16 protein-coding genes and 2 tRNA genes are annotated in these 18,783 nt (G+C 70.0%); 13 read left to right on the top strand and 5 right to left on the bottom strand.

The genetic code is table 11. The annotated features are described in order from the left end of the window. Positions 1–76: 76 nt before the first annotated feature. Positions 77–655, top strand: coding sequence for a biotin transporter BioY (locus AB0N81_RS33005; protein WP_365364872.1), 579 nt, complete (start codon positions 77–79; stop codon positions 653–655). Between the two features lie 113 nt (positions 656–768). On the opposite strand, the gene AB0N81_RS33000 is transcribed toward AB0N81_RS33005, so the two are convergent. After that, the gene (locus tag AB0N81_RS33000; protein WP_365364870.1) at positions 769–2,217 is read right to left on the bottom strand and encodes an amino acid permease; all 1,449 of its coding nucleotides are present in this window, start codon (positions 2,215–2,217) and stop codon (positions 769–771) included. 183 nt (positions 2,218–2,400) lie between these two features. Between AB0N81_RS33000 and AB0N81_RS32995 the strand changes: the two genes are divergently transcribed. Then, a complete protein-coding gene (locus AB0N81_RS32995) occupies positions 2,401–2,886 on the top strand; it encodes a ribose-5-phosphate isomerase (protein WP_365364868.1) in 486 nt (161 codons plus the stop codon). A gap of 101 nt (positions 2,887–2,987) precedes the next feature. Beyond that, positions 2,988–3,812 carry a DNA-formamidopyrimidine glycosylase family protein gene (locus AB0N81_RS32990; protein WP_365364866.1) on the top strand — a complete coding sequence of 275 codons (825 nt, stop codon included), beginning with the start codon at positions 2,988–2,990 and terminating at the stop codon, positions 3,810–3,812. A 37-nt stretch (positions 3,813–3,849) separates the two neighbouring features. On the opposite strand, the gene AB0N81_RS32985 is transcribed toward AB0N81_RS32990, so the two are convergent. Then, positions 3,850–5,079 (bottom strand): GNAT family N-acetyltransferase, encoded by a 1,230-nt coding sequence (locus AB0N81_RS32985; protein ID WP_365364864.1) that lies wholly within the window; start codon positions 5,077–5,079, stop codon positions 3,850–3,852. 140 nt (positions 5,080–5,219) lie between these two features. On the opposite strand from AB0N81_RS32985, the gene AB0N81_RS32980 reads away from it, so the two are divergent. Continuing rightward, on the top strand, positions 5,220–6,395 hold the full coding sequence (locus tag AB0N81_RS32980; RefSeq protein ID WP_365364862.1) for a PP2C family protein-serine/threonine phosphatase: 1,176 nt from the start codon (positions 5,220–5,222) through the stop codon (positions 6,393–6,395). Between the two features lie 34 nt (positions 6,396–6,429). Here the strand turns inward: AB0N81_RS32980 and AB0N81_RS32975 are convergent, their stop codons facing one another. Next, positions 6,430–7,662 carry a cation:proton antiporter gene (locus AB0N81_RS32975; RefSeq protein ID WP_365364860.1) on the bottom strand — a complete coding sequence of 411 codons (1,233 nt, stop codon included), beginning with the start codon at positions 7,660–7,662 and terminating at the stop codon, positions 6,430–6,432. Between the two features lie 237 nt (positions 7,663–7,899). Here AB0N81_RS32975 and AB0N81_RS32970 point away from each other — a divergent pair, with 237 nt between their 5' ends. Genes AB0N81_RS32970 through AB0N81_RS32960 form a run of 3 tightly spaced genes read left to right on the top strand, consistent with a single transcriptional unit; the run spans position 7,900 to position 11,608 of the window. After that, positions 7,900–8,718, top strand: a complete 819-nt coding sequence (locus tag AB0N81_RS32970) for an ABC transporter ATP-binding protein (RefSeq protein ID WP_365364858.1) — start codon at positions 7,900–7,902, stop codon at positions 8,716–8,718. Then, on the top strand, positions 8,718–11,174 hold the full coding sequence (locus tag AB0N81_RS32965) for an FtsX-like permease family protein (RefSeq protein ID WP_365364856.1): 2,457 nt from the start codon (positions 8,718–8,720) through the stop codon (positions 11,172–11,174). Before AB0N81_RS32970 ends, AB0N81_RS32965 begins: the two co-directional genes overlap by 1 nt. Continuing rightward, on the top strand, positions 11,174–11,608 hold the full coding sequence (locus AB0N81_RS32960) for an HD domain-containing protein (protein ID WP_365364988.1): 435 nt from the start codon (positions 11,174–11,176) through the stop codon (positions 11,606–11,608). Before AB0N81_RS32965 ends, AB0N81_RS32960 begins: the two co-directional genes overlap by 1 nt. A gap of 6 nt (positions 11,609–11,614) precedes the next feature. Here AB0N81_RS32960 and AB0N81_RS32955 read toward each other — a convergent pair whose 3' ends face one another. Continuing rightward, on the bottom strand, positions 11,615–12,823 hold the full coding sequence (locus AB0N81_RS32955; protein WP_365364854.1) for an acyltransferase family protein: 1,209 nt from the start codon (positions 12,821–12,823) through the stop codon (positions 11,615–11,617). Positions 12,824–13,377: 554 nt separating this feature from the next. On the opposite strand from AB0N81_RS32955, the gene AB0N81_RS32950 reads away from it, so the two are divergent. Further along, positions 13,378–13,572: a hypothetical protein gene (locus AB0N81_RS32950; protein ID WP_055570088.1), complete on the top strand. Its 195-nt coding sequence runs from the start codon at positions 13,378–13,380 to the stop codon at positions 13,570–13,572. A 62-nt stretch (positions 13,573–13,634) separates the two neighbouring features. Here AB0N81_RS32950 and AB0N81_RS32945 read toward each other — a convergent pair. Beyond that, positions 13,635–13,705: transfer RNA gene (locus tag AB0N81_RS32945), tRNA-Gly, on the bottom strand. Positions 13,706–13,848: 143 nt separating this feature from the next. Here AB0N81_RS32945 and AB0N81_RS32940 point away from each other — a divergent pair. From AB0N81_RS32940 to clpX, 5 genes are all read left to right on the top strand, one after another. Further along, positions 13,849–13,925: transfer RNA gene (locus AB0N81_RS32940), tRNA-Pro, on the top strand. A gap of 172 nt (positions 13,926–14,097) precedes the next feature. Then, positions 14,098–15,468: a trigger factor gene (gene tig / locus AB0N81_RS32935; RefSeq protein ID WP_365364852.1), complete on the top strand. Its 1,371-nt coding sequence runs from the start codon at positions 14,098–14,100 to the stop codon at positions 15,466–15,468. Positions 15,469–15,894: 426 nt separating this feature from the next. Then, positions 15,895–16,500, top strand: coding sequence for an ATP-dependent Clp protease proteolytic subunit (locus tag AB0N81_RS32930; protein ID WP_365364986.1), 606 nt, complete (start codon positions 15,895–15,897; stop codon positions 16,498–16,500). A 61-nt stretch (positions 16,501–16,561) separates the two neighbouring features. After that, the gene (locus AB0N81_RS32925) at positions 16,562–17,257 is read left to right on the top strand and encodes an ATP-dependent Clp protease proteolytic subunit (protein ID WP_365364850.1); all 696 of its coding nucleotides are present in this window, start codon (positions 16,562–16,564) and stop codon (positions 17,255–17,257) included. Positions 17,258–17,423: 166 nt separating this feature from the next. Further along, positions 17,424–18,710, top strand: a complete 1,287-nt coding sequence (clpX, locus tag AB0N81_RS32920; RefSeq protein WP_365364849.1) for an ATP-dependent Clp protease ATP-binding subunit ClpX — start codon at positions 17,424–17,426, stop codon at positions 18,708–18,710. Positions 18,711–18,783 lie beyond the last annotated feature (73 nt).

Genomic DNA, 18,783 nt, shown 5'->3' with positions numbered 1-18,783 from the left:
TGACCGTGTTGCCGCACCGCCGCCTGGGATAGCGTCAACGCGTTCCCCACCCTGCCCACATCCCGCGGAGTCCCCGATGAGCATCGCCGCTGCCACCACCCGTCCCGGCCAGGTCCTCGCCGACCTGCTGCCCGCGTCCCGCGTGAAGGACGCGGCGCTCGTGCTCGGCGGCGCCGCGCTCACCGGGATCGCCGCCCAGATCGCGGTGCCCGTGCCGGGCTCCCCGGTGCCGGTGACCGGCCAGACCTTCGCCGCGCTGCTCGTCGGCACGTCGCTGGGCGCCCGCCGCGGCTTCCTCTCGCTCGCGGTGTACGCCCTCGTGGGCATGGCGGGCATGCCGTGGTTCGCCCAGGCGGGTTCCGGCGTCGCGGCCCCGTCCCTCGGCTACGTCCTCGGCATGCTGCTCGCCGCCACGGTGGTGGGCGCGCTGGCCCGCCGCGGCGGCGACCGCTCGGTGCTGCGCACGGCGGGCACGATGGTCCTCGGCTCCGCGATCATCTACGCGGTCGGCGTCCCGTACCTGGCCGCGGCCACCGGCATGTCGCTGACCCAGGCCGTCGCCGCCGGGCTCACGCCCTTCCTGATCGGCGACGCCCTCAAGGCCGCGCTGGCCATGGGCGCGCTGCCCACGGCGTGGAAGTTCCTGGACCGCTGACGCACCCCCCCCAGTCACGCCTGAAGAGGCTCGCCGGGCCGTATGTGGCCTTACTCGGCGAGCCTCTTCAGTGTTTCCGGGTCGTGCAGGTTCCGTCGGTCGTGCGGATTCCGTCAGGCCTTCGCCCGCGGCCGCACCTTCTCCCGTACGAGGGAGAAGACGACCACGAAGGCGGCGGCGAGGAGCGAGAGCAGTACCTGCTTGCGGCCGGCCTCGTCGGTGAGCATGTAGACGAGCACGAACGAGATCATCGCGATCGTGACCCACGTCAGGTACGGGAAGAGCCACATCTTCACGACCAGCTTCTCCGGCTCCTCGCGCAGGATGATGCCGCGCATCCGCAGCTGCGTGAAGGAGATGATCAGCCACACGAAGAGGGCCACCGCGCCCGAGGAGTTCAGCAGGAAGTCGAAGACGGTGTCCTTCCACTGGTAGTTGAACCAGACGGCGACGAAACCGAAGACGACGGAGCCGAGGATCGCGGCCTGCGGCACACCCCGCGCGTTGGTGCGCGCGAAGGCCTTGGGCGCGTCACCACGCTGGCCGAGCGAGAAGGCCATCCGGGACGCGGTGTAGAGGCCGGAGTTGAGGCAGGAGAGCACGGCCGTGAGGACGATGACGTTCATGACCTGGCCGGCGTGCGGAATGCCGATCGAGTTCAGCGCGGCGACGTAGCTTCCGTCCTTGGTGATCGACTTGTCGTTCCACGGCAGGAGCGTGATGACGACGAAGATCGAGCCCAGGTAGAAGACGCCGATGCGCCAGATCACGCTGTTCGTCGCCTTGGTGACGGCGCGCTGCGGGTCCTCGGACTCGCCGGCGGCCAGCGTGACGATCTCGCTGCCCATGAAGGAGAAGACGACCATCAGGACACCGGTGAGGATGGCGCCCGCGCCCTTGGGCATGAAGCCGCCCGCGTCGGTGAGGTGCGCGACGCCGGCGCCGGGGTTGTCGGAGCCGGGCAGCAGGCCGAAGACGGCGAGCAGGCCGATGACGACGAAGCCGCCGATGGCGACGACCTTGATCCCGGCGAACCAGAACTCGAACTCGCCGTACGAGCCCACCGACACGAGGTTCGTCGCGGTGAGCACGACCATCACGATGAGCGCCCAGCCCCACTGCGGGACGGCGGGTATCCAGCCGTTGAGGATGACGGCGCCGGCGGTGGCCTCCACCGCGAGCACGACGACCCAGAAGAACCAGTACAGCCAGCCGATGGAGAAGCCGGCCCAGCGGCCGAGCGCCTGGTCCGCGTAGGTGGAGAAGGAGCCGGAGGCGGGCCGGGCGGCGGCCATCTCGCCGAGCATCCGCATCACGAGGACGACCATCGTGCCGACGAGGGCGTACGAGATGAGGATCGCGGGCCCGGCGGCGGCGATGCCGGAGCTGGAGCCGACGAAGAGGCCGGCGCCGATCACGCCGCCGATGGCGATCATGGAGAGGTGGCGGTTCTTCAGACCCGCTTTGAGGCCGTCGCCGGTGTCACCGTTGTGGCCGGACTGCGGATCCCCAGGGGAATTGGGGGTGCTGTCTGCCTTCGCAAGGGAGGGTTGCGAGGTCATGGACGAATCCTTAAGTTCTCGGGTCGCGAGCCCCCGCATTCAAACTCAGGGGTGAACGGGACGGAAGTCCTGAATCCGGATCGTTGTATTCAGGCCAATGGCCTGGACCAAGGTCCCGATCGGGGAGATCAAAGTCCCGCCCGGTCGCGGCTACCCGCCCCGCGACATGCCACACTCGGACCCATGCGCGTGTACCTCGGCTCGGATCATGCCGGCTACGAACTCAAGAACCACCTGGTCGAATGGCTCAAGAGCCACGGCCACGAGCCCGTCGACTGCGGGCCCCACATCTATGACGCCCAGGACGACTACCCGCCGTTCTGCCTGCGCGCCGCGGAGCGGACCGCAGCGGACCCCGAGGCCCTCGGCATCGTCATCGGCGGCTCCGGGAACGGCGAGCAGATCGCCGCGAACAAGGTGAAGGGCGTACGGGCGGCCCTGGCCTGGAGCGAGCAGACCGCGGCGCTCGGCCGTGAGCACAACGACGCCAACGTGATCTCCATCGGCGGCCGGATGCACACGCAGGAAGAGGCGACGAAGTTCGTCGAGATCTTCCTCGCCACGCCGTACTCGGGAGAAGAGCGCCACACGCGCCGCATCGAGATGCTTTCCCGGTACGAGGAGACGGGGGAGCTGCCCCCCATCCCCGCACACCACCCCCAGCCGTAGCGACCCTCCGAGGCCGGACGGCGCTGGGTTCCAGCCCGTCCGGCGCTTGAGGACGAGCCCTCGAGGCGATCCTTTTCACCGCGAAACCCCCGGAGGGAACCGTGCCGGAGGGGCACACCATTCACCGGCTGGCCCAGGACCACCTGGCACGGTTCGCGGGGAAGCCCGTGGCGGCAAGCAGCCCGCAGGGCAAGTTCTCCGACAGCGCCGCCCTGGTCACCGGCCAGGTGCTGGAGACCGCCGAGGCCCACGGCAAGCACCTCTTCCTCGGCTTCGCCGGCGCCGGCTGGATCCACATCCACCTCGGCCTCTTCGGCAAGTACACGCTGGGGGAGACCCCCGCCCCGCCGCCGACGGACACCGTCCGCCTCCGCCTCCTGAACGACGCGTACCACTCCGACCTCCGCGGCCCCACCACCTGCGCCCTCATCACGGACGACGAGAAGCAGGCGATACACGACCGGCTCGGCCCGGACCCCCTGCGCCCCGCGGACGCCCCGGAGAACGACCCGGCGAAGGCCTACCGCCGGATCTCCCGCAGCCGCACCGCCATCGCCGCGCTCCTCATGGACCAGAAGGTCATCGCGGGCGTCGGCAACGTGTACCGCGCGGAGGTCCTCTTCCGGCACGGCATCGACCCGTACACCCCGGGCAAGGACATCACCGAGTCACAGTGGACCGTGATCTGGGCGGACCTCGTCGACCTGATGCGCGAGGGCGTCCGGCTGAACCGCATCGACACCGTCAGGCCCGAGCACACCCCGGAGGCGATGGGCCGCCCGCCGCGCGTCGACGACCACGGCGGCGAGGTCTACGTCTACCGCAGGGCGAACCAGCCCTGTCACCTGTGCACCACCGAGATCCGCACCGCCGGCCTCGCCGCCCGCAACCTCTTCTGGTGCCCGACCTGCCAACGGCCGGCTTGACCGAAGCCCCGGCCGGGCCCCGGCCCGAAGCCCCCGGCTAGAACCCGTGCGGCAGCCACGGCGCCACGTCCGACGCGAAGGCCACCGAGGCCTCGGTCAGCGCACCCTGCCGCAGTTCCCGCACCCGGCCCGCGCCCGCCAGCGACGTGAGGGACACGCCTCCCAGATAGGAGGCGCCCAACTCGCGTATGGAAAGGGCGAGATCGGCCGCGTCGTCCGTACGCTCGCACGAGGCGCCCTTCGCGTCGCCGGTGAGCCGCCAACGCCCCTCGTTCCAGGGGCAGAACGCGTCCTCGACCTCGAACACCACGTCCAGAGGCGTCTGATACGTACGCGCCTCCAGTGCCGCGCCCACCTCGACGAGCCGGACGTGCAGCGAGTCGCTCACCTTCAGGTCGCACCGGCGCATGTCCGAGACGAGCTGGAGCAGCGGGTCGTCCACCGGCCGGTTGCGGGCGAGGACCGACGACGTCAGGTCGATGTCGAAGAGGAACCGCCACAGCGCCGCGTACGCCGCCGGGTCGAGCGCCTCGATGTCGCGCAGCCTGACCACACCCTTGGGGCCCTTCGCGTCCCACTCCGGCTTGATCGCGTACCGCGCGTACCCGACGAGTTCACCCGCGCGCTCGGCTGTCACGCACTGCAGCGGCGACGCGCCGTCCCGGCCGTCCTTCGGGTCGAGCAGCCCGAGCGCCTCCCAGCCCGGCTGCCGGGCCGGCATGCCCGGACGCCCGGTGACCCGGCGTGCGTACAGCGCCTCGCACGCGTCGTGGACGTCGGCGGGCTTCGCGTACCGCAGAAGTACGTCATCGGTACCGGCGGGGACGGACAGCCGCACCCGGGTCGTGTCGATGTCGGCCCGCATCTGCTGGGTGGCCACGCCGTACCCGAACCGGCCGTAGATGACCGGCTCCGAGGCGGTGAGCACGGCCAGCGCCTCGCCCCTCGCGCGCACGTCGTCGAGCTGGTGCCGCATCATCGACGTCAGGATGCCGCGCCGCCGGTGCGTGGCCGCGACGCCCACCATCGTCACGCCCGCCGTGTCCACCAGCGCGCCGCCCGGCACGGAGAGCCGGAAGGAGAACGCCCCGGCCGTCCCGACGCAGGCGTCCCCGTCCCACACACCGATCGACCGGTCGGCCTCGGTGAGCCTGCGCCACAGAGCCAGCTCGTCGGCGGACTCCGGCACGCCACCGAACGCGACCTCCAACGTCCCGTACCAGGTGTCCCATTCGGCCTTCGCGAGCACCCGCAAGTCTGTCGTCATATGCCATGACTACCAGGGCGATACGGCCCGGTGCGACAGGATTTTCACCGTCCGCACCCGGCCGGGAACATGCCTCTGACGGGGGACAACCGGGACCTCCCGTGCGAAGTACGCGGCCCGCTGGATAAGGTCCACGAGCAATGGTGGTACGACGAGCACGCCGCGCGCGACGCGAACGGCGTGCGGAAGCCGAGACGTTCGCGGCCCGGATGAAGAAGAGGGTGCACCGGGCCCGTATCGTGCTGCGCAAATCCGGGGTCGACTACTTCCGCGGCGACGGCTCCGACTGGGTGGCCCTGGCCGGTCTGCTCCTGACCGTTCCCGTGATCACCGCCTGCACGATCATCAACAGCGTGTGGTTCTCGCCCGCCGCCCTCGTCCTGCCCATCGTCGCCGGCGGCCTGCTGCTGCGCCCCGCCAGCCTGCTCGGCCTGTACGCGGCGTCGGCCGTGGCCCTCATCGTGGAGTCCGTCCAGCTCGGCCCCTACCCGGGAGGCACCTCCCGCGTCACACCGGGCGTGGTTCTCGTGGTCGCGGCCTGCGGCCTCTTCGGCCTGCTCATCGCCCAGTTCCGCAGCAGGGTCGGCGTGCCCTGGCGCGGCGGCGGCACCATGCTCTTCGACCTGCGCGAACGCATCCGCGTCCAGAGCAAGCTGCCGAAGCTGCCGCGCGGCTGGCACCGCGAGATGGCGCTGCGCCCGGCCGGCGGCCAGTCCTTCTCCGGCGACTTCGTGGTCGCGGCACGGACCAACGGCGGCCGCACCCTGGAGGCCGTCCTCACCGACGTCTCGGGCAAGGGCATGGACGCCGGGTCGCGTGCGCTGCTGCTCTCGGGCGCGTTCGGCGGCCTGCTCGGCTCGCTGCCCCCGCACGCCTTCCTGCCCGCCGCCAACGGCTATCTGCTCCGCCAGGACTGGGACGAGGGCTTCGCGACCTCCATCCACCTCGTCCTCGACCTGGAGACCGGCGACTACGAACTGTTCTCGGCGGGCCACCCGCCGGGCCTCCAGCTCAGCGCGGGCAGCGGCCGCTGGGAGGAGAAAGCCGGACAGGGCCCGCTCCTCGGCGTCTACGACGGGGCGCAGTTCGACCCCGTCAAGGGTGTCCTGCGCCCCGGCGACGTCCTGATGCTCTTCACGGACGGCCTCGTCGAGACCTCCGAGCGCGACATCGCCGAGGGCATGGACCGCCTGACGGGCGAGGCCGACCGGTATGTGGCCGGGGGCTTCCACGGCGCCGCGTGGCACCTCATCGAGGCGGTCGCCAAGGACGTGAACGACGACAGGGCGCTGCTGCTGATCTGCCGGGAGTCGTGAGCCCCGCTCTGCCGGGAGGCGTGCGTCCCGTCGGCTACGGCGCGCTGCTCGCCGAGGCCCGCTCTTCCTTCCCGTCTTCCTTCCTGTCTTCCTTCCCGGGCGCACCGGGTCCGCCCGCCACCGCGACTTCGCGGCCGCCCGGCAGGACGCGCGCCAGCCACTCCGACCGTCCCGCGGCCAGTGGGCCGAGGACCGCGAGGAGCAGGACGTACCCCGCGATGAAGGGGGAGAGGCGCTCGTCGAGGCCCGCGCCCGCCGCCATCGTGGCGAGGATCAGCGCGAACTCGCCGCGGGCGAGCAGCGTCGTGGAGATGTTCGCCGCGGGGTCGGGACCGAAGCCGTACACCCGTGCCGCGCCGAGCCCGGCGAGGACGTTCATCAGGAGCGTCACCGCGACCGCGGCGAGCACCGGCCACAGCACCACTGGCAGGTCGCCGGGGTCGATGGAGAGCCCGAACGCGAAGAAGAAGATCGCTCCGAACGCGTCCCGCAGCGGATGGACCAGCTTGCGGATGCGGTCGCCGGACGCCGTGCTGCCCAGCATCAGACCGACCATGAACGCGCCGATCGCGTCGGCGACGCCGAACCACTCGGAGACCCCGGCGACGAAGACGGCGGCGCCGAGGAAGGAGATGACGAGGAGTTCGTCGTCCCGGGTGTCCATCAGCCGTCCCACGGCCCTGGTGCCGAAGCGGGCCGCGAGCGCGAGGAGCAGCAGGAATCCGAAGGCCTTGCCGCCGTCCAGCACGGCCGCCGAGAGGCTGTCCGCGCCGGACAGGATCGGCTGCAGCGCCGCGAGGTAGAGGGCCAGGAAGATGTCCTCGACGACGATGATGCCGAGGATCGGCTTCGTCTCCGGATTGCCGAGCCTGCCGGTGTCGACCAGGACCTTCGTGACGATCGCGGAGGACGAGATGCCGAGCACCCCGGCGAGGACCAGCGCTTCGGAGGTGCCCCAGCCGAGCGCGAATCCGAAGCCCAGGCCGGCGCCGACGTTCAGGGCGAGGTAGGTGCCTCCGGCGACGGCCATCTTGCGGCCACCGGTCTTGAGGTCGTCCAGGTGGAACTCGAGGCCCAGGTAGAAGAGCAGCAGGACCAGGCCGAGCGCCGAGAGCATTTCCAGGTCGTGGGGGTCGGAGACCAGGACCACGCCGGGGGTGTGGGGGCCGAGGAGGATGCCGGCCAGGATGAACAAGGGGATGGTGGGGAGTCCGATGCGGCCGCCGAGGCGGGCGAGGACGGCGGCGGCCAGAAAGGCGCCGCCCATGGCTATCAGGGTGTCTGCGTGTCCGATGGGCCCGTTCCTCCGTTAGAGATGGCAAAGAAAGCGTCAAGAACGCGTCAATACTTAGGTTACCAAACGATCAGCGCGGCGATCCTGAACGCTCGTGGTGGGGTTCTCCCCACCCCGGGTTCGCCAGCCGACCTCATGGTCCGCACCACCCCCGCATCCGTACGTTCGAACCATCGACCAGGGACGTACGAACGGAAGGCGGGCACAGCCATGGGGCTGCGACGGAAGAAGAACCGGGACGTCGAGGAGGACGCACGCGTCCTCGGCGCGGCGGCGCCCGGCGACTGGGCCGTCGAACTGCGGGGCGTCCGCCGCCAGTACGGGCGCGGCTCCGGCGCCGTGCACGCCCTCGCCGGTATCGACCTCGCCCTGCCCCGCGGCAGCTTCACCGCCGTCATGGGCCCCTCCGGATCCGGCAAGTCCACGTTCCTGCAGTGCGCCGCGGGCCTGGACCGGCCGAGCGCGGGCACCGTCCGCCTCGGCGGCACCGAGATCACCGGCATGAGCGAGAACAAGCTCACCGCGCTGCGCCGCACCCGCCTGGGCTTCGTCTTCCAGGCCTTCAACCTGCTGCCGTCGCTCACCGTCGAACAGAACGTCGTCCTGCCGATGCGCCTCGCCGGCCACCGCCCCGACCGCCGCAAGGCCGCCGAGATGCTCACCCGCGTCGGCCTCGGCGACAAGGCGCGCCGCCGTCCCGGCCAGCTCTCCGGCGGTCAGCAGCAGCGCGTCGCCATCGCCCGCGCCCTGGTCACCGAGCCCGACGTGATCTTCGCCGACGAACCGACCGGCGCCCTCGACACCACCACCGCCACCGAGATCCTCGGCCTGCTGCGGTCCGCGGTCGACGGCCTGGGCGCCACCGTCGTCATGGTCACCCACGACCCGGCCGCCGCCGCCCACGCCGACCGCGTCCTCTTCCTCGCCGACGGCTCCCTGGTCGACCGCCTGGAGCGCGCATCCGCCGCACAGATCGCCGCCCGGATGACGGCCCTCACCGCTCCGTCGTACGCGGGGGTGGCCGCGTAATGGCGTACGCGCCCAACGGCCTCGCCCGCGCGGCCGTCCGTTTCAAACCCGCCGCGTTCGCCGGCACCTTCGTCGCCCTGATGATGGCCTCGCTGATCGTGGCCGCCTGCGGAATCCTCCTGGAGACGGGCCTACGCGCCTCCGTGCCGCCCGAGCGCTACGCGGGCGCCCCTGTGGTCGCCGCCGCCGACCAGTCCGTCCACTTCGTCACCGGCAGCGGCGACAGCAAGTCCGAGTCGAACACCCCGCTGCCCGACCAGGCGCGCCTCGACGACTCCCTGGTCGCAAAGGCCGGTTCGGTGCCCGGCGCGCGCACCGCCGTCCCCGACATCACCTTCCCCGTACGCTCCGGCGCCAAGGACGTCACCGCACACGGCTGGGGCTCCACCGCCTTCACCGGCGAGCAGCTCACCGCGGGCCACGCCCCGCGGCCCGGCGAAGTCGTCCTCGCCACACCCGGCGCCTCCGTCGGCGACCGCACCACGCTCACCACCGCCGACGGGCCGCGCGACTTCCGCGTGTCCGGCACGGTGCAGGCCCGACAGGGCGCGCCCACCGCCTGGTTCGCCGACTCCGAGGCCGTCCGCATCTCCGGGCACCCCGGCAGCATCGACGCCATCGCCGTACTGCCCAAGAAGGGTGTCTCCGCCGACACCCTCAAGTCCCAGGTGGCGCACGCCATCGGCAAGAAGGCCGACGTCCACACCGGCGACGACCGCAGCGCGGCCGAAGGCTCCGAGCTCGCCTACGCCAAGGAACTGCTCACCGCACTCGGCGGCTCCTTCGGCGGCATCGCCACACTGACCGCCGTGTTCACCGCGGCCGGCACCGTCGCGCTCTCGGTGGGCCAGCGCGCCCGTGAGTACGCGCTGCTGCGCGCCATCGGCACCACCCCGCGCCAGATCCGCCGCACCATCGCCACCGAGACCCTGCTCGTCGCGCCGGTCGCAGGAGCGGTCGGCGTCCTGCCCGGCATCGCCCTGGCCACCTGGTGGTTCGGGCAGCTGAAGGAGAAGGGCGCGGTCCCCGAGGCCGTCGACCTGTCCGTCTCGTTCATCCCTCTCGTCTCCGCCATCGGCGTCGCCGTCCTCACCGCGCTCGGCGCCGGCTACACGGCCGCCCGCCGCCCCTCCCGCATCAAGCCCGGCCAGGCGCTCAGCGAAGCCTCCGTGGAGCGGGTGCCGCTCGGCTGGATCCGCACGCCGCTGGGCATCGCGGCCGCCGTCGGCGGCACGGTCTTCGCGAGCTTCGCCGCGAACAACTCCGGCGAGGACGCGGCGAACGCGGCGCTCGGCGTCGTCATGCTCTTCATGCTCGCCGTGGCCCTGCTCGGCCCGCTGGTCGCCCGCGGCTGCGCGGCCCTGTTCGGCCTCCCGCTGCGCGGCGCCGGCGCCCCCGCCGCGCTGGCCGCCGCCAACTCCCGTACGAACGCCCGCCGCCTCGCCTCCGCGATCACCCCCATCGTGCTCGCCATGGCCTTCTCCTCCGTCCTCGTCTTCATGCACACCAGCGAGGACCGGGTCGCCGCCGACCAGCAGCGCGCCGGCATCACCGCCGACCACATCGTCACCTCCGAAACGGGCCTCGCGCCGGCCACGGTGACGAAGGCCGCCCACGCGGACGGGGTCACCTCCGCCGTCGGCCTGCTCAAGTCCTCCGTGCTCGTCCCGGTCGGCTCCGGCGCCGACCGCTGGCTGGAGTCGGCGTCCACGCAGGGCGTCACGGGCTCCGCCGCCGACCTCGCCGACGTCCAGGACCTGAAGGTCGAGACGGGCGCCCTGACCCTCGCCAGGGGCCAGATCGCGATCGACGCCAACCTCGCACGCTCCGCGCACGTCAGGACCGGCGACCGCCTCGACATCCGCCTGCCCGACGGCACCAAGGCCTCGCCGAAGGTCGTGGCGACGTACGGCAGGGGCCTCGGCCTCTCCCAGGCGACGATGCCCGCGGCCGACCTGAAGCAGCACGTCACCTCGTCCTTCCCCACCGAGATCTGGACGAAGGGCGGCTCGGAGCAGGCCCTTGCCGGCCTCGGCACCCTCCGGGACCGCGACGGCTACGCCACCGCCCAGTCCATGGACCGCGAACTCAACGCCTGGGCCAACACCACGATGGCGGCCGTGCTCGGCGGCTTCGCGGCCGTCGCCGCGGTCAACACCCTGGTGATGACGGTCCTGGACCGCCGCAGCGAACTCGGCACGCTGCGCCTGATCGGCTCCACCCGCCGCCAGGTGATGCACATGATCCGCTGGGAGGCGCTGCTCGTCGCCTGCGCGGGCATCGTCATCGGCTCGGCCATCGCGTTCGCCACGCTCGTCCCGATGATGAAGGGCCTCACCGGCGAATCCCCGTACATCCCCCCGCTGGTCTACGGCTCCTTCGTGGGCGCGGTCCTCGTCCTGGGCCTCGCCTCGGCGACGATCCCGGCGCGGGCCGCACTAAAGTCCACCGCATGATGTCCCTCCCCGAGGTGGAAGCCCTCGCCCGCGAGGCCCACGCCGACCGGACCGACAAGGCGGGCCGCCCCTACGCCGAACACCTCCGTGCCGTGGCCGACGGCGTGCGGGCGAGGGGCGGCGACGACGAACAGATCGCCGCGGCCTGGCTGCACGACTCCGTCGAGGACGACGCCCTGTCCGAGCGGTGGCTGCGCGAGGCGGCGCTGACCCGGCGTACGAAGGACATCGTCCTGGCGCTCACCAAGCGCGACGGCGAATCCAAGGAGGCGTACGCGGAACGCATCCTCGCCACCCCCGGCGCCCGCCTCGTCAAGGAGGCGGACCTGGCGCACAACGCGGACCCGGCCCGCCTCGCGGTCCTCGACACCACGACAAGGGCGCGCCTGACGGCCAAGTACGCCGCCATGCGCGCCCTGTTGGGGCTCCGGTGAGAGACGCTAGCCGGACCTGCCGCGTTCCCGGGCGAGCTGCGCCGCGTCCCGCTTGAAGGCCCACTCCATCTTGGGCTCCATCGCGAAACGGAACATGCGCTGCACCGGTGGCGTGCACAGCAGGGTCACCACGGTCCCCGCGACCACCGTCACGAAGATCTCGCCGAGCGGCTTGTGCAGCCACTCGTAGTCCTCGAACCAGCCCCAGAAACGGGAGCCCTTGGCGAGGAAGCCGTGCAGCAGGTAGCCGTACAGCGTGCCCGCGCCGAGGATCGTGAACCACATCTTGCGGCGCGGCACCCACGCGAAGAAGCACGCGGTGAGGACGACCGAGCAGCCGAAGAGCGCCAGCGTCATCACGATGCCGACCCACCACGGCACGCCAAGCTCCTGCGCGCTGTCACGGCGGTAGAACCACACGGAGGTCATCCGGGGCGCCGCCCAGTAGGCGAGGAGCACCGCGGCGGCGAAGACCGGCACGGAGAGGATTCGCACCTCACGGCGGCGCACCAGCTGGAAGTACTCGGGCTTCATGAAGAGGCCGAGTACGAAGAACGGCAGGAACTGCAGTACGCGCTGCAGGTCGAGGTCGTCGCCGATATCGGGTGAGATCACGGCGAGCATGGCGATGGCCAGCGCGAGCGGCACCGGCCAGCGCACGATCTTCCACAGCGGCACGGTGAGCCGCCACACGAAGAGCGCGACCAGGAACCAGGTGAGATACCAGGGGTCGAGCAGACTGATCGGCTGGCCGGGATCGTCGTCGGCCCAGCGCTTGAAGAAGGTGTACGCGACTTCGAAGATCACGTACGGCACGGCGACACCGGTCACGAGCCGCTTCAGGCGGTCCGGACGCATGTCGAAACTGCGGGAGAAGTAGCCGGAGATCACGATGAACGCCGGCATGTGGAAGGTGTAGACGGTCATGTACAGCGCCTCGGCGGCGCGGCTGTGATCCGTCAGCGGTTCCCATGCGTGGGCCATCGCCACGAGGACGATCGCCAGGTACTTGGCGTTGTCGAAGAACGCGTCGCGCTGCTTGGCGGGCTTCGACGTGCTGCGGGCGGCGCTGTGGCCGGCCGGGGTGGGGGGAGCTGTGGCGGTGGCCTGCGGGGTCGGGTGGTGGGCGCGGGGAGTGGGAACTCCGGCCGCCGGCACCTGGGCCGGGGGGAGCGGCGCCCGGTGGCGTCCGTGCGGTTGCACCGAGTTGGTCACAGGCCCTCCCACCAGGAGCTCGGTGAGACGACCCGGGACCGCACTGCGCCTGCGGGGGTGGTGGCAGCGTGGAACATCTGAGGCACCCTAGCGTCGCGGCGGTGTATTCGTAAAACCCCCGTCACTTTCGTCGACGCAATCCCCGGGAATCGGTTCGGGTGACAAAGAGAGTCGACAAAGAGATGTGGCAGTATGCGTGCGCATCGCGCCCGGTACGTCACAACTCATCCGGTTTAAATGGTGCATAACACTCCCGGGCGACTCCGGTGAAATGTCCGGACGGCCGAATTGGAATTTCTTGCGAACGTCGTGTGTGGCGATGGCAACGATCACACCGAATTCTCATGTCCGCCGGTCGTCGAATTGCTGTGCGACAGTGCGCTGCGCTTGCGCCCGCAGGGTTCGTCCGTGCGCCGGGGCCGAGAAGCGTTGGCCGACGATGTGTCACCGGCCGCATGGAGGGGGCTCGTTGGTGGCACGATGGTCCCTGGCGGGGGTGTGCGGGGTCGTACCCCCCCGGGCCGGGAGAGCGACCGACCTAGGGTGTGATCAGTGTGGCCATTTCGCTGTCAGTGGTGCTGCTGTTGGCGATCATCCTTGTGGTGCTGATCCGCGGGGGATCGCTCAAGGCGGGCCCCGCGATCGTCGCGGTGCTCTTCGGCTTCTTCCTCGCCTCCACGGGCATGGCTCCGTCGATAAACCGCTTCCTGAACGAAGTGGCGGAGACCATCAACTCGATCAGCTTCTGAGTCCGGACGGCCGGGGAACGCAGAAACCCCAGACCGTTGCCGGCCTGGGGTTTCCTCGGAAGAGCGGGCGACGGGAATCGAACCCGCGTAGCTAGTTTGGAAGACTAGGGCTCTACCATTGAGCTACGCCCGCACGGTTCGCGCCACGAGCGGAACCCGCGGCACGACAGGCATCCTAGCGGGTCCTGCCGGCTCGCCGCACGTGCCCCCCGCGATCCGGCCCCGTAAACCGGGAGCCGCACTGCCTGCGGGCATGTACCCTACGTGTCGCACCGACGGGGTGTGGCGCAGCTTGGTAGCGCGTCCGCTTTGGGAGCGGAAGGCCGTGGGTTCAAATCCCGCCACCCCGACCACCTTGTTCCTCCCCGCGAGGCCTGTACGAGGCCCGTCGTTCCTCTCCCGCGATGTTCCGCCGAAGATCGCATTGTGGCTCGGCTCCCGCTTGCCGTTACTATGCAAGTTGTGTGCCCGTGTGTCTCTGAGCCGGGCAGAATCCCAAGAAGTCAGCCCCAAGGAGACCGAACCGTGAAGAGCGCCGTGGAGACCCTGAACCCGACCCGGGTTCGGCTCACTGTTGAGGTGCCCTTCGAGGAGCTCAAGGACAGCCTCGACGCGGCCTACAAGAAGATCAACCAGCAGGTCACGGTGAAGGGCTTCCGCAAGGGCAAGATCCCGGCCCGAGTCATCGACCAGCGGTTCGGCCGCGGCGCCGTCCTCGAAGAGGCCGTCAACGACGCGCTCCCGAAGTTCTACACCGAGGCCGTGAACGAGGCCGAGCTCAACGTCCTGGGCCAGCCCGAGGTGGACATCACCGAGCTGAAGGACAACGAGACCCTCAACTTCACCGCTGAGGTCGACATCCGTCCCGCGATCGAGATCCCGGACTACTCCGGCATCGAGGTCGAGGTCGACGCCGTCGAGGTCAGCGACGAGGACGTCGACAAGGCCGTGGAGGAGCTGCGCGAGCGCTTCGCCTCCACGTCCCCGGTCGAGCGTGCCGCCGAGGACGGCGACGTCGTGACGATCGACCTGCAGGCCAAGGTCGAGGGCGAGGTCCTGGAGGACGGCGTCGCGTCCGGCGTCTCCTACACGATCGGCTCCGGCGAGCTCCTCGAGGGCATCGACGACGCCGTGAAGGGCCTGGAGGCCGGTGGCGAGGCCACCTTCACCTCCGAGCTCAAGGGCGGCTCGGCCGCCGGCAAGGAGTCCGAGGTCACCGTCAAGGTCACCCAGGTCGCCAAGCGTGAACTGCCGGAGCTGGACGACGACTTCGCGCAGCTCGCCTCCGAGTTCGACACCCTCGACGAGCTGAAGGCCGACAGCCGCAAGCGCCTCGAGAACATGAAGCAGTACGACCAGGCCACGCAGGCCCAGGAGCGCGTCCTGGAGAAGCTGCTCGAGCTGGTCGAGGTCCCCGTCCCCGAGAAGCTCCTCGCGGACGAGATCCAGACCCGCAAGCACAACCTGGTGAACCACCAGCTCGGCCAGATGGGCCTCGACCTCGCGAAGTACCTGGAGATCCAGGGCAAGACCGAGGAAGAGTTCGACGCCGAGACCAAGGAGCAGGCCGAGAAGGGCATCAAGACGCAGTTCGTCCTCGACGAGCTCGTCAACAAGGAGAAGCTGAACGTGAACCAGGAGGAGCTCACCGAGCACCTCATGCGTCGCGCGCAGTCCTCCGGCATGTCCCCCGACCAGTTCGCCCAGGCCGTCGTCGAGGGCGGCCAGGTCCCGATGCTCGTCGGCGAGGTCGCCCGCGGCAAGGCCCTCGCGGTCGTCGTCGAGGCCGCCACGGTCAAGGACACGAACGGCGAGGTCGTCGACCTCGAGGACGAGACGGCCGAGACCGTCGAGGCTTCCTCGGACGAGGCTGCCGAGGAGAAGACCGAGGCGTGACCGCTGCGCTCGGCTAAACGCATACCGGGGCTCCCGGGACTGAACGGTCCCGGGAGCCCCGGTGCCGTTTCAGGGGCGCGGGGAACTGCGCGAGCAACCACGTACAAGCCGCACCCGCCGTGGACCCTGTCCCGGCAGACGCGCCTGCGGCCCGGCGGGGGCCGGCCGCGCAGTTCCCCGCGCCCCTGACGGGGCACGACCGGCACCGTTCCAGGCGCCCCCGCCAGAACCTGCGCTCACAGCGAACAGTTCGGTCTGCGGGATTCCCGGAGGGACCCCGCGCGTTAGGGTCCATGAATACGAGGGCAGGGGAGTCCCCGACGCCGCCCCCGGAGCGGCGAGCACGCGGGTCCCCGAGCCCCAGCTGAAGACGTGAGACGGCCCGGCGCCGTCGTAAGACGAGCAGGTGGATACGTGACGAATCTGATGCCCTCCGCCGCCGGCGACCCCTCCATCGGTGGTGGCCTCGGCGACCAGGTCTACAACCGGCTGCTCGGCGAGCGGATCATCTTCCTCGGCCAGGCCGTGGACGACGACATTGCCAACAAGATCACCGCACAGCTGCTGCTCCTCGCCGCAGAGCCGGACAAGGACATCTTCCTCTACATCAACAGCCCCGGCGGCTCGATCACGGCCGGCATGGCGATCTACGACACCATGCAGTACATCAAGAACGACGTGGTGACGATCGCGATGGGCATGGCCGCCTCCATGGGCCAGTTCCTGCTCAGCGCCGGTACGCCGGGCAAGCGCTTCGCCCTGCCGAACGCCGAGATCCTGATCCATCAGCCGTCCGCGGGTCTCGCGGGCTCCGCGTCGGACATCAAGATCCACGCCGAGCGCCTCCTTCTCACCAAGAAGAAGATGGCCGAGCTCACGGCGTTCCACACCGGGCAGTCCGTCGAGCAGGTCACGCGCGACTCGGACCGCGACCGCTGGTTCGACCCGCAGGAGGCCAAGGAGTACGGCCTCATCGACGACATCATGTCCAGCGCCGCCAGCATGCCGGGCGGGGGCGGCACCGGAGCCTGAGCCCCGTGCTCAGCGCCCCTAAGCCGACACCCAAGCCCCTCCCTTCTCAGGAGAATCAGAGATGAACCACTTCCCCGGCAGCGGCATCTATGAGCGCGCGCAGGCCGAGAGCGGCCAGGCCGAGTTCACCGGCGCCCGCGCCGAGTCCCGTTACGTCATCCCGCGCTTCGTCGAGCGCACCTCGCAGGGCGTGCGTGAGTACGACCCGTACGCGAAGCTCTTCGAGGAGCGCGTGATCTTCCTCGGTGTGCAGATCGACGACGCGTCCGCCAACGACGTCATGGCGCAGCTCCTGTGCCTGGAGTCGATGGACCCCGACCGCGACATCTCCATCTACATCAACAGCCCGGGCGGCTCGTTCACGGCCCTCACGGCCATCTACGACACGATGCAGTTCGTGAAGCCCGATGTGCAGACGGTCTGCATGGGCCAGGCCGCGTCCGCCGCTGCCGTGCTCCTCGCGGCGGGTACGCCGGGCAAGCGCATGGCTCTGCCGAACGCGCGGATTCTGATCCACCAGCCCTACAGCGAGACGGGCCGCGGACAGGTCTCCGACCTGGAGATCGCCGCCAACGAAATCCTCCGGATGCGTTCGCAGCTGGAGGAGATGCTGGCCAAGCACTCCACGACGCCGATCGAGAAGATCCGCGACGACATCGAGCGCGACAAGATCCTCACGGCCGAGGACGCGCTCTCGTACGGACTGGTCGACCAGATCATCTCCACCCGGAAGATGAACAATGCCTCGGTGGCCTGACACAGCGCTGTAGCATCTGCCGCTCCATGGCACGGTTCGTGTACGACTCGCGTCGCAGTGAACCGTGCCAAGGGGGGCCCGAACGGGGGGCCCGGCAAGGTACCGTCGGATAGAGGCACCAGGAGCCGCTGAACGTGGCGTCTCCCAGGCGAAGGGGAAGCACCTCGTGGCACGCATCGGTGACGGCGGCGATCTGCTCAAGTGCTCGTTCTGCGGAAAGAGTCAGAAGCAGGTCAAGAAGCTCATCGCAGGCCCCGGTGTGTACATCTGCGACGAGTGCATCGACCTCTGTAACGAGATCATCGAGGAAGAGCTCGCGGAGACGAGCGAGGTCCGCTGGGAAGAACTTCCCAAGCCTCGCGAGATCTACGAATTCCTTGAGGGCTATGTCGTGGGCCAGGAGCCCGCGAAGAAGGCCCTCTCGGTAGCGGTGTACAACCACTACAAGCGGGTCCAGGCCGGAGAGAACGGCGGCGCACAGGGCCGTGACGACGCGATCGAACTCGCGAAGTCCAACATCCTGTTGCTCGGCCCGACCGGCTCCGGCAAGACGCTCCTGGCGCAGACACTCGCCCGCATGCTGAACGTCCCGTTCGCCATCGCGGACGCGACGGCGCTGACGGAGGCGGGCTATGTCGGCGAGGACGTCGAGAACATCCTCCTGAAGCTCATCCAGGCCGCTGACTACGACGTCAAGAAGGCCGAGACCGGGATCATCTACATCGACGAGATCGACAAGGTGGCCCGCAAGAGCGAGAACCCGTCGATCACGCGCGATGTGAGCGGTGAGGGCGTCCAGCAGGCGCTCCTCAAGATCCTTGAGGGCACGACGGCCTCGGTGCCCCCGCAGGGCGGCCGCAAGCACCCGCACCAGGAGTTCATCCAGATCGACACGACGAACGTGCTCTTCATCGTGGGCGGCGCCTTCGCCGGCCTCGAGAAGATCATCGAGTCGAGGGCGGGCGCGAAGGGCATCGGCTTCGGCGCCACCATCCGCTCCAAGCGCGAGATGGAGGAGAAGGACCAGTTCGAGGACATCATGCCGGAGGACCTGGTGAAGTTCGGGATGATCCCCGAGTTCATCGGCCGCCTCCCCGTGATCACCTCGGTCCACAACCTCGACCGCGAGGCCCTGCTCCAGATCCTCGTCGAGCCGCGCAACGCGCTGGTGAAGCAGTACCAGCGCCTGTTCGAACTCGACGGTGTGGAGCTGGAGTTCGAGCGTGAGGCGCTCGAGGCCATCGCGGACCAGGCGATCCTCCGCCAGACCGGCGCGCGCGGGCTGCGCGCCATCATGGAGGAGGTCCTCCAGTCGGTGATGTACGAGGTGCCGTCCCGCAAGGACGTGGCCCGTGTCGTCATCACGTCGGAGGTCGTCCGGTCGAACGTGAACCCGACGCTGGTGCCGCGCGATGCGCGGGGTCCCGGGGCCGGGGAGCAGAAGTCCGCGTAGTTCTCCTACGCGCGGAAAGGGGCGCCCGGCGATTTCGATCGCCGGGCGCCCCTTTCCGTTGCTCGCCCTCTGC

The sequence above is a fragment of the Streptomyces sp. NPDC093510 genome, assembly GCF_040683555.1.
Lineage (GTDB): Bacteria > Actinomycetota > Actinomycetes > Streptomycetales > Streptomycetaceae > Streptomyces.
Note: the sequence above shows the minus strand (reverse complement) of the source record. Positions and strands in the feature narration are given on the sequence as shown.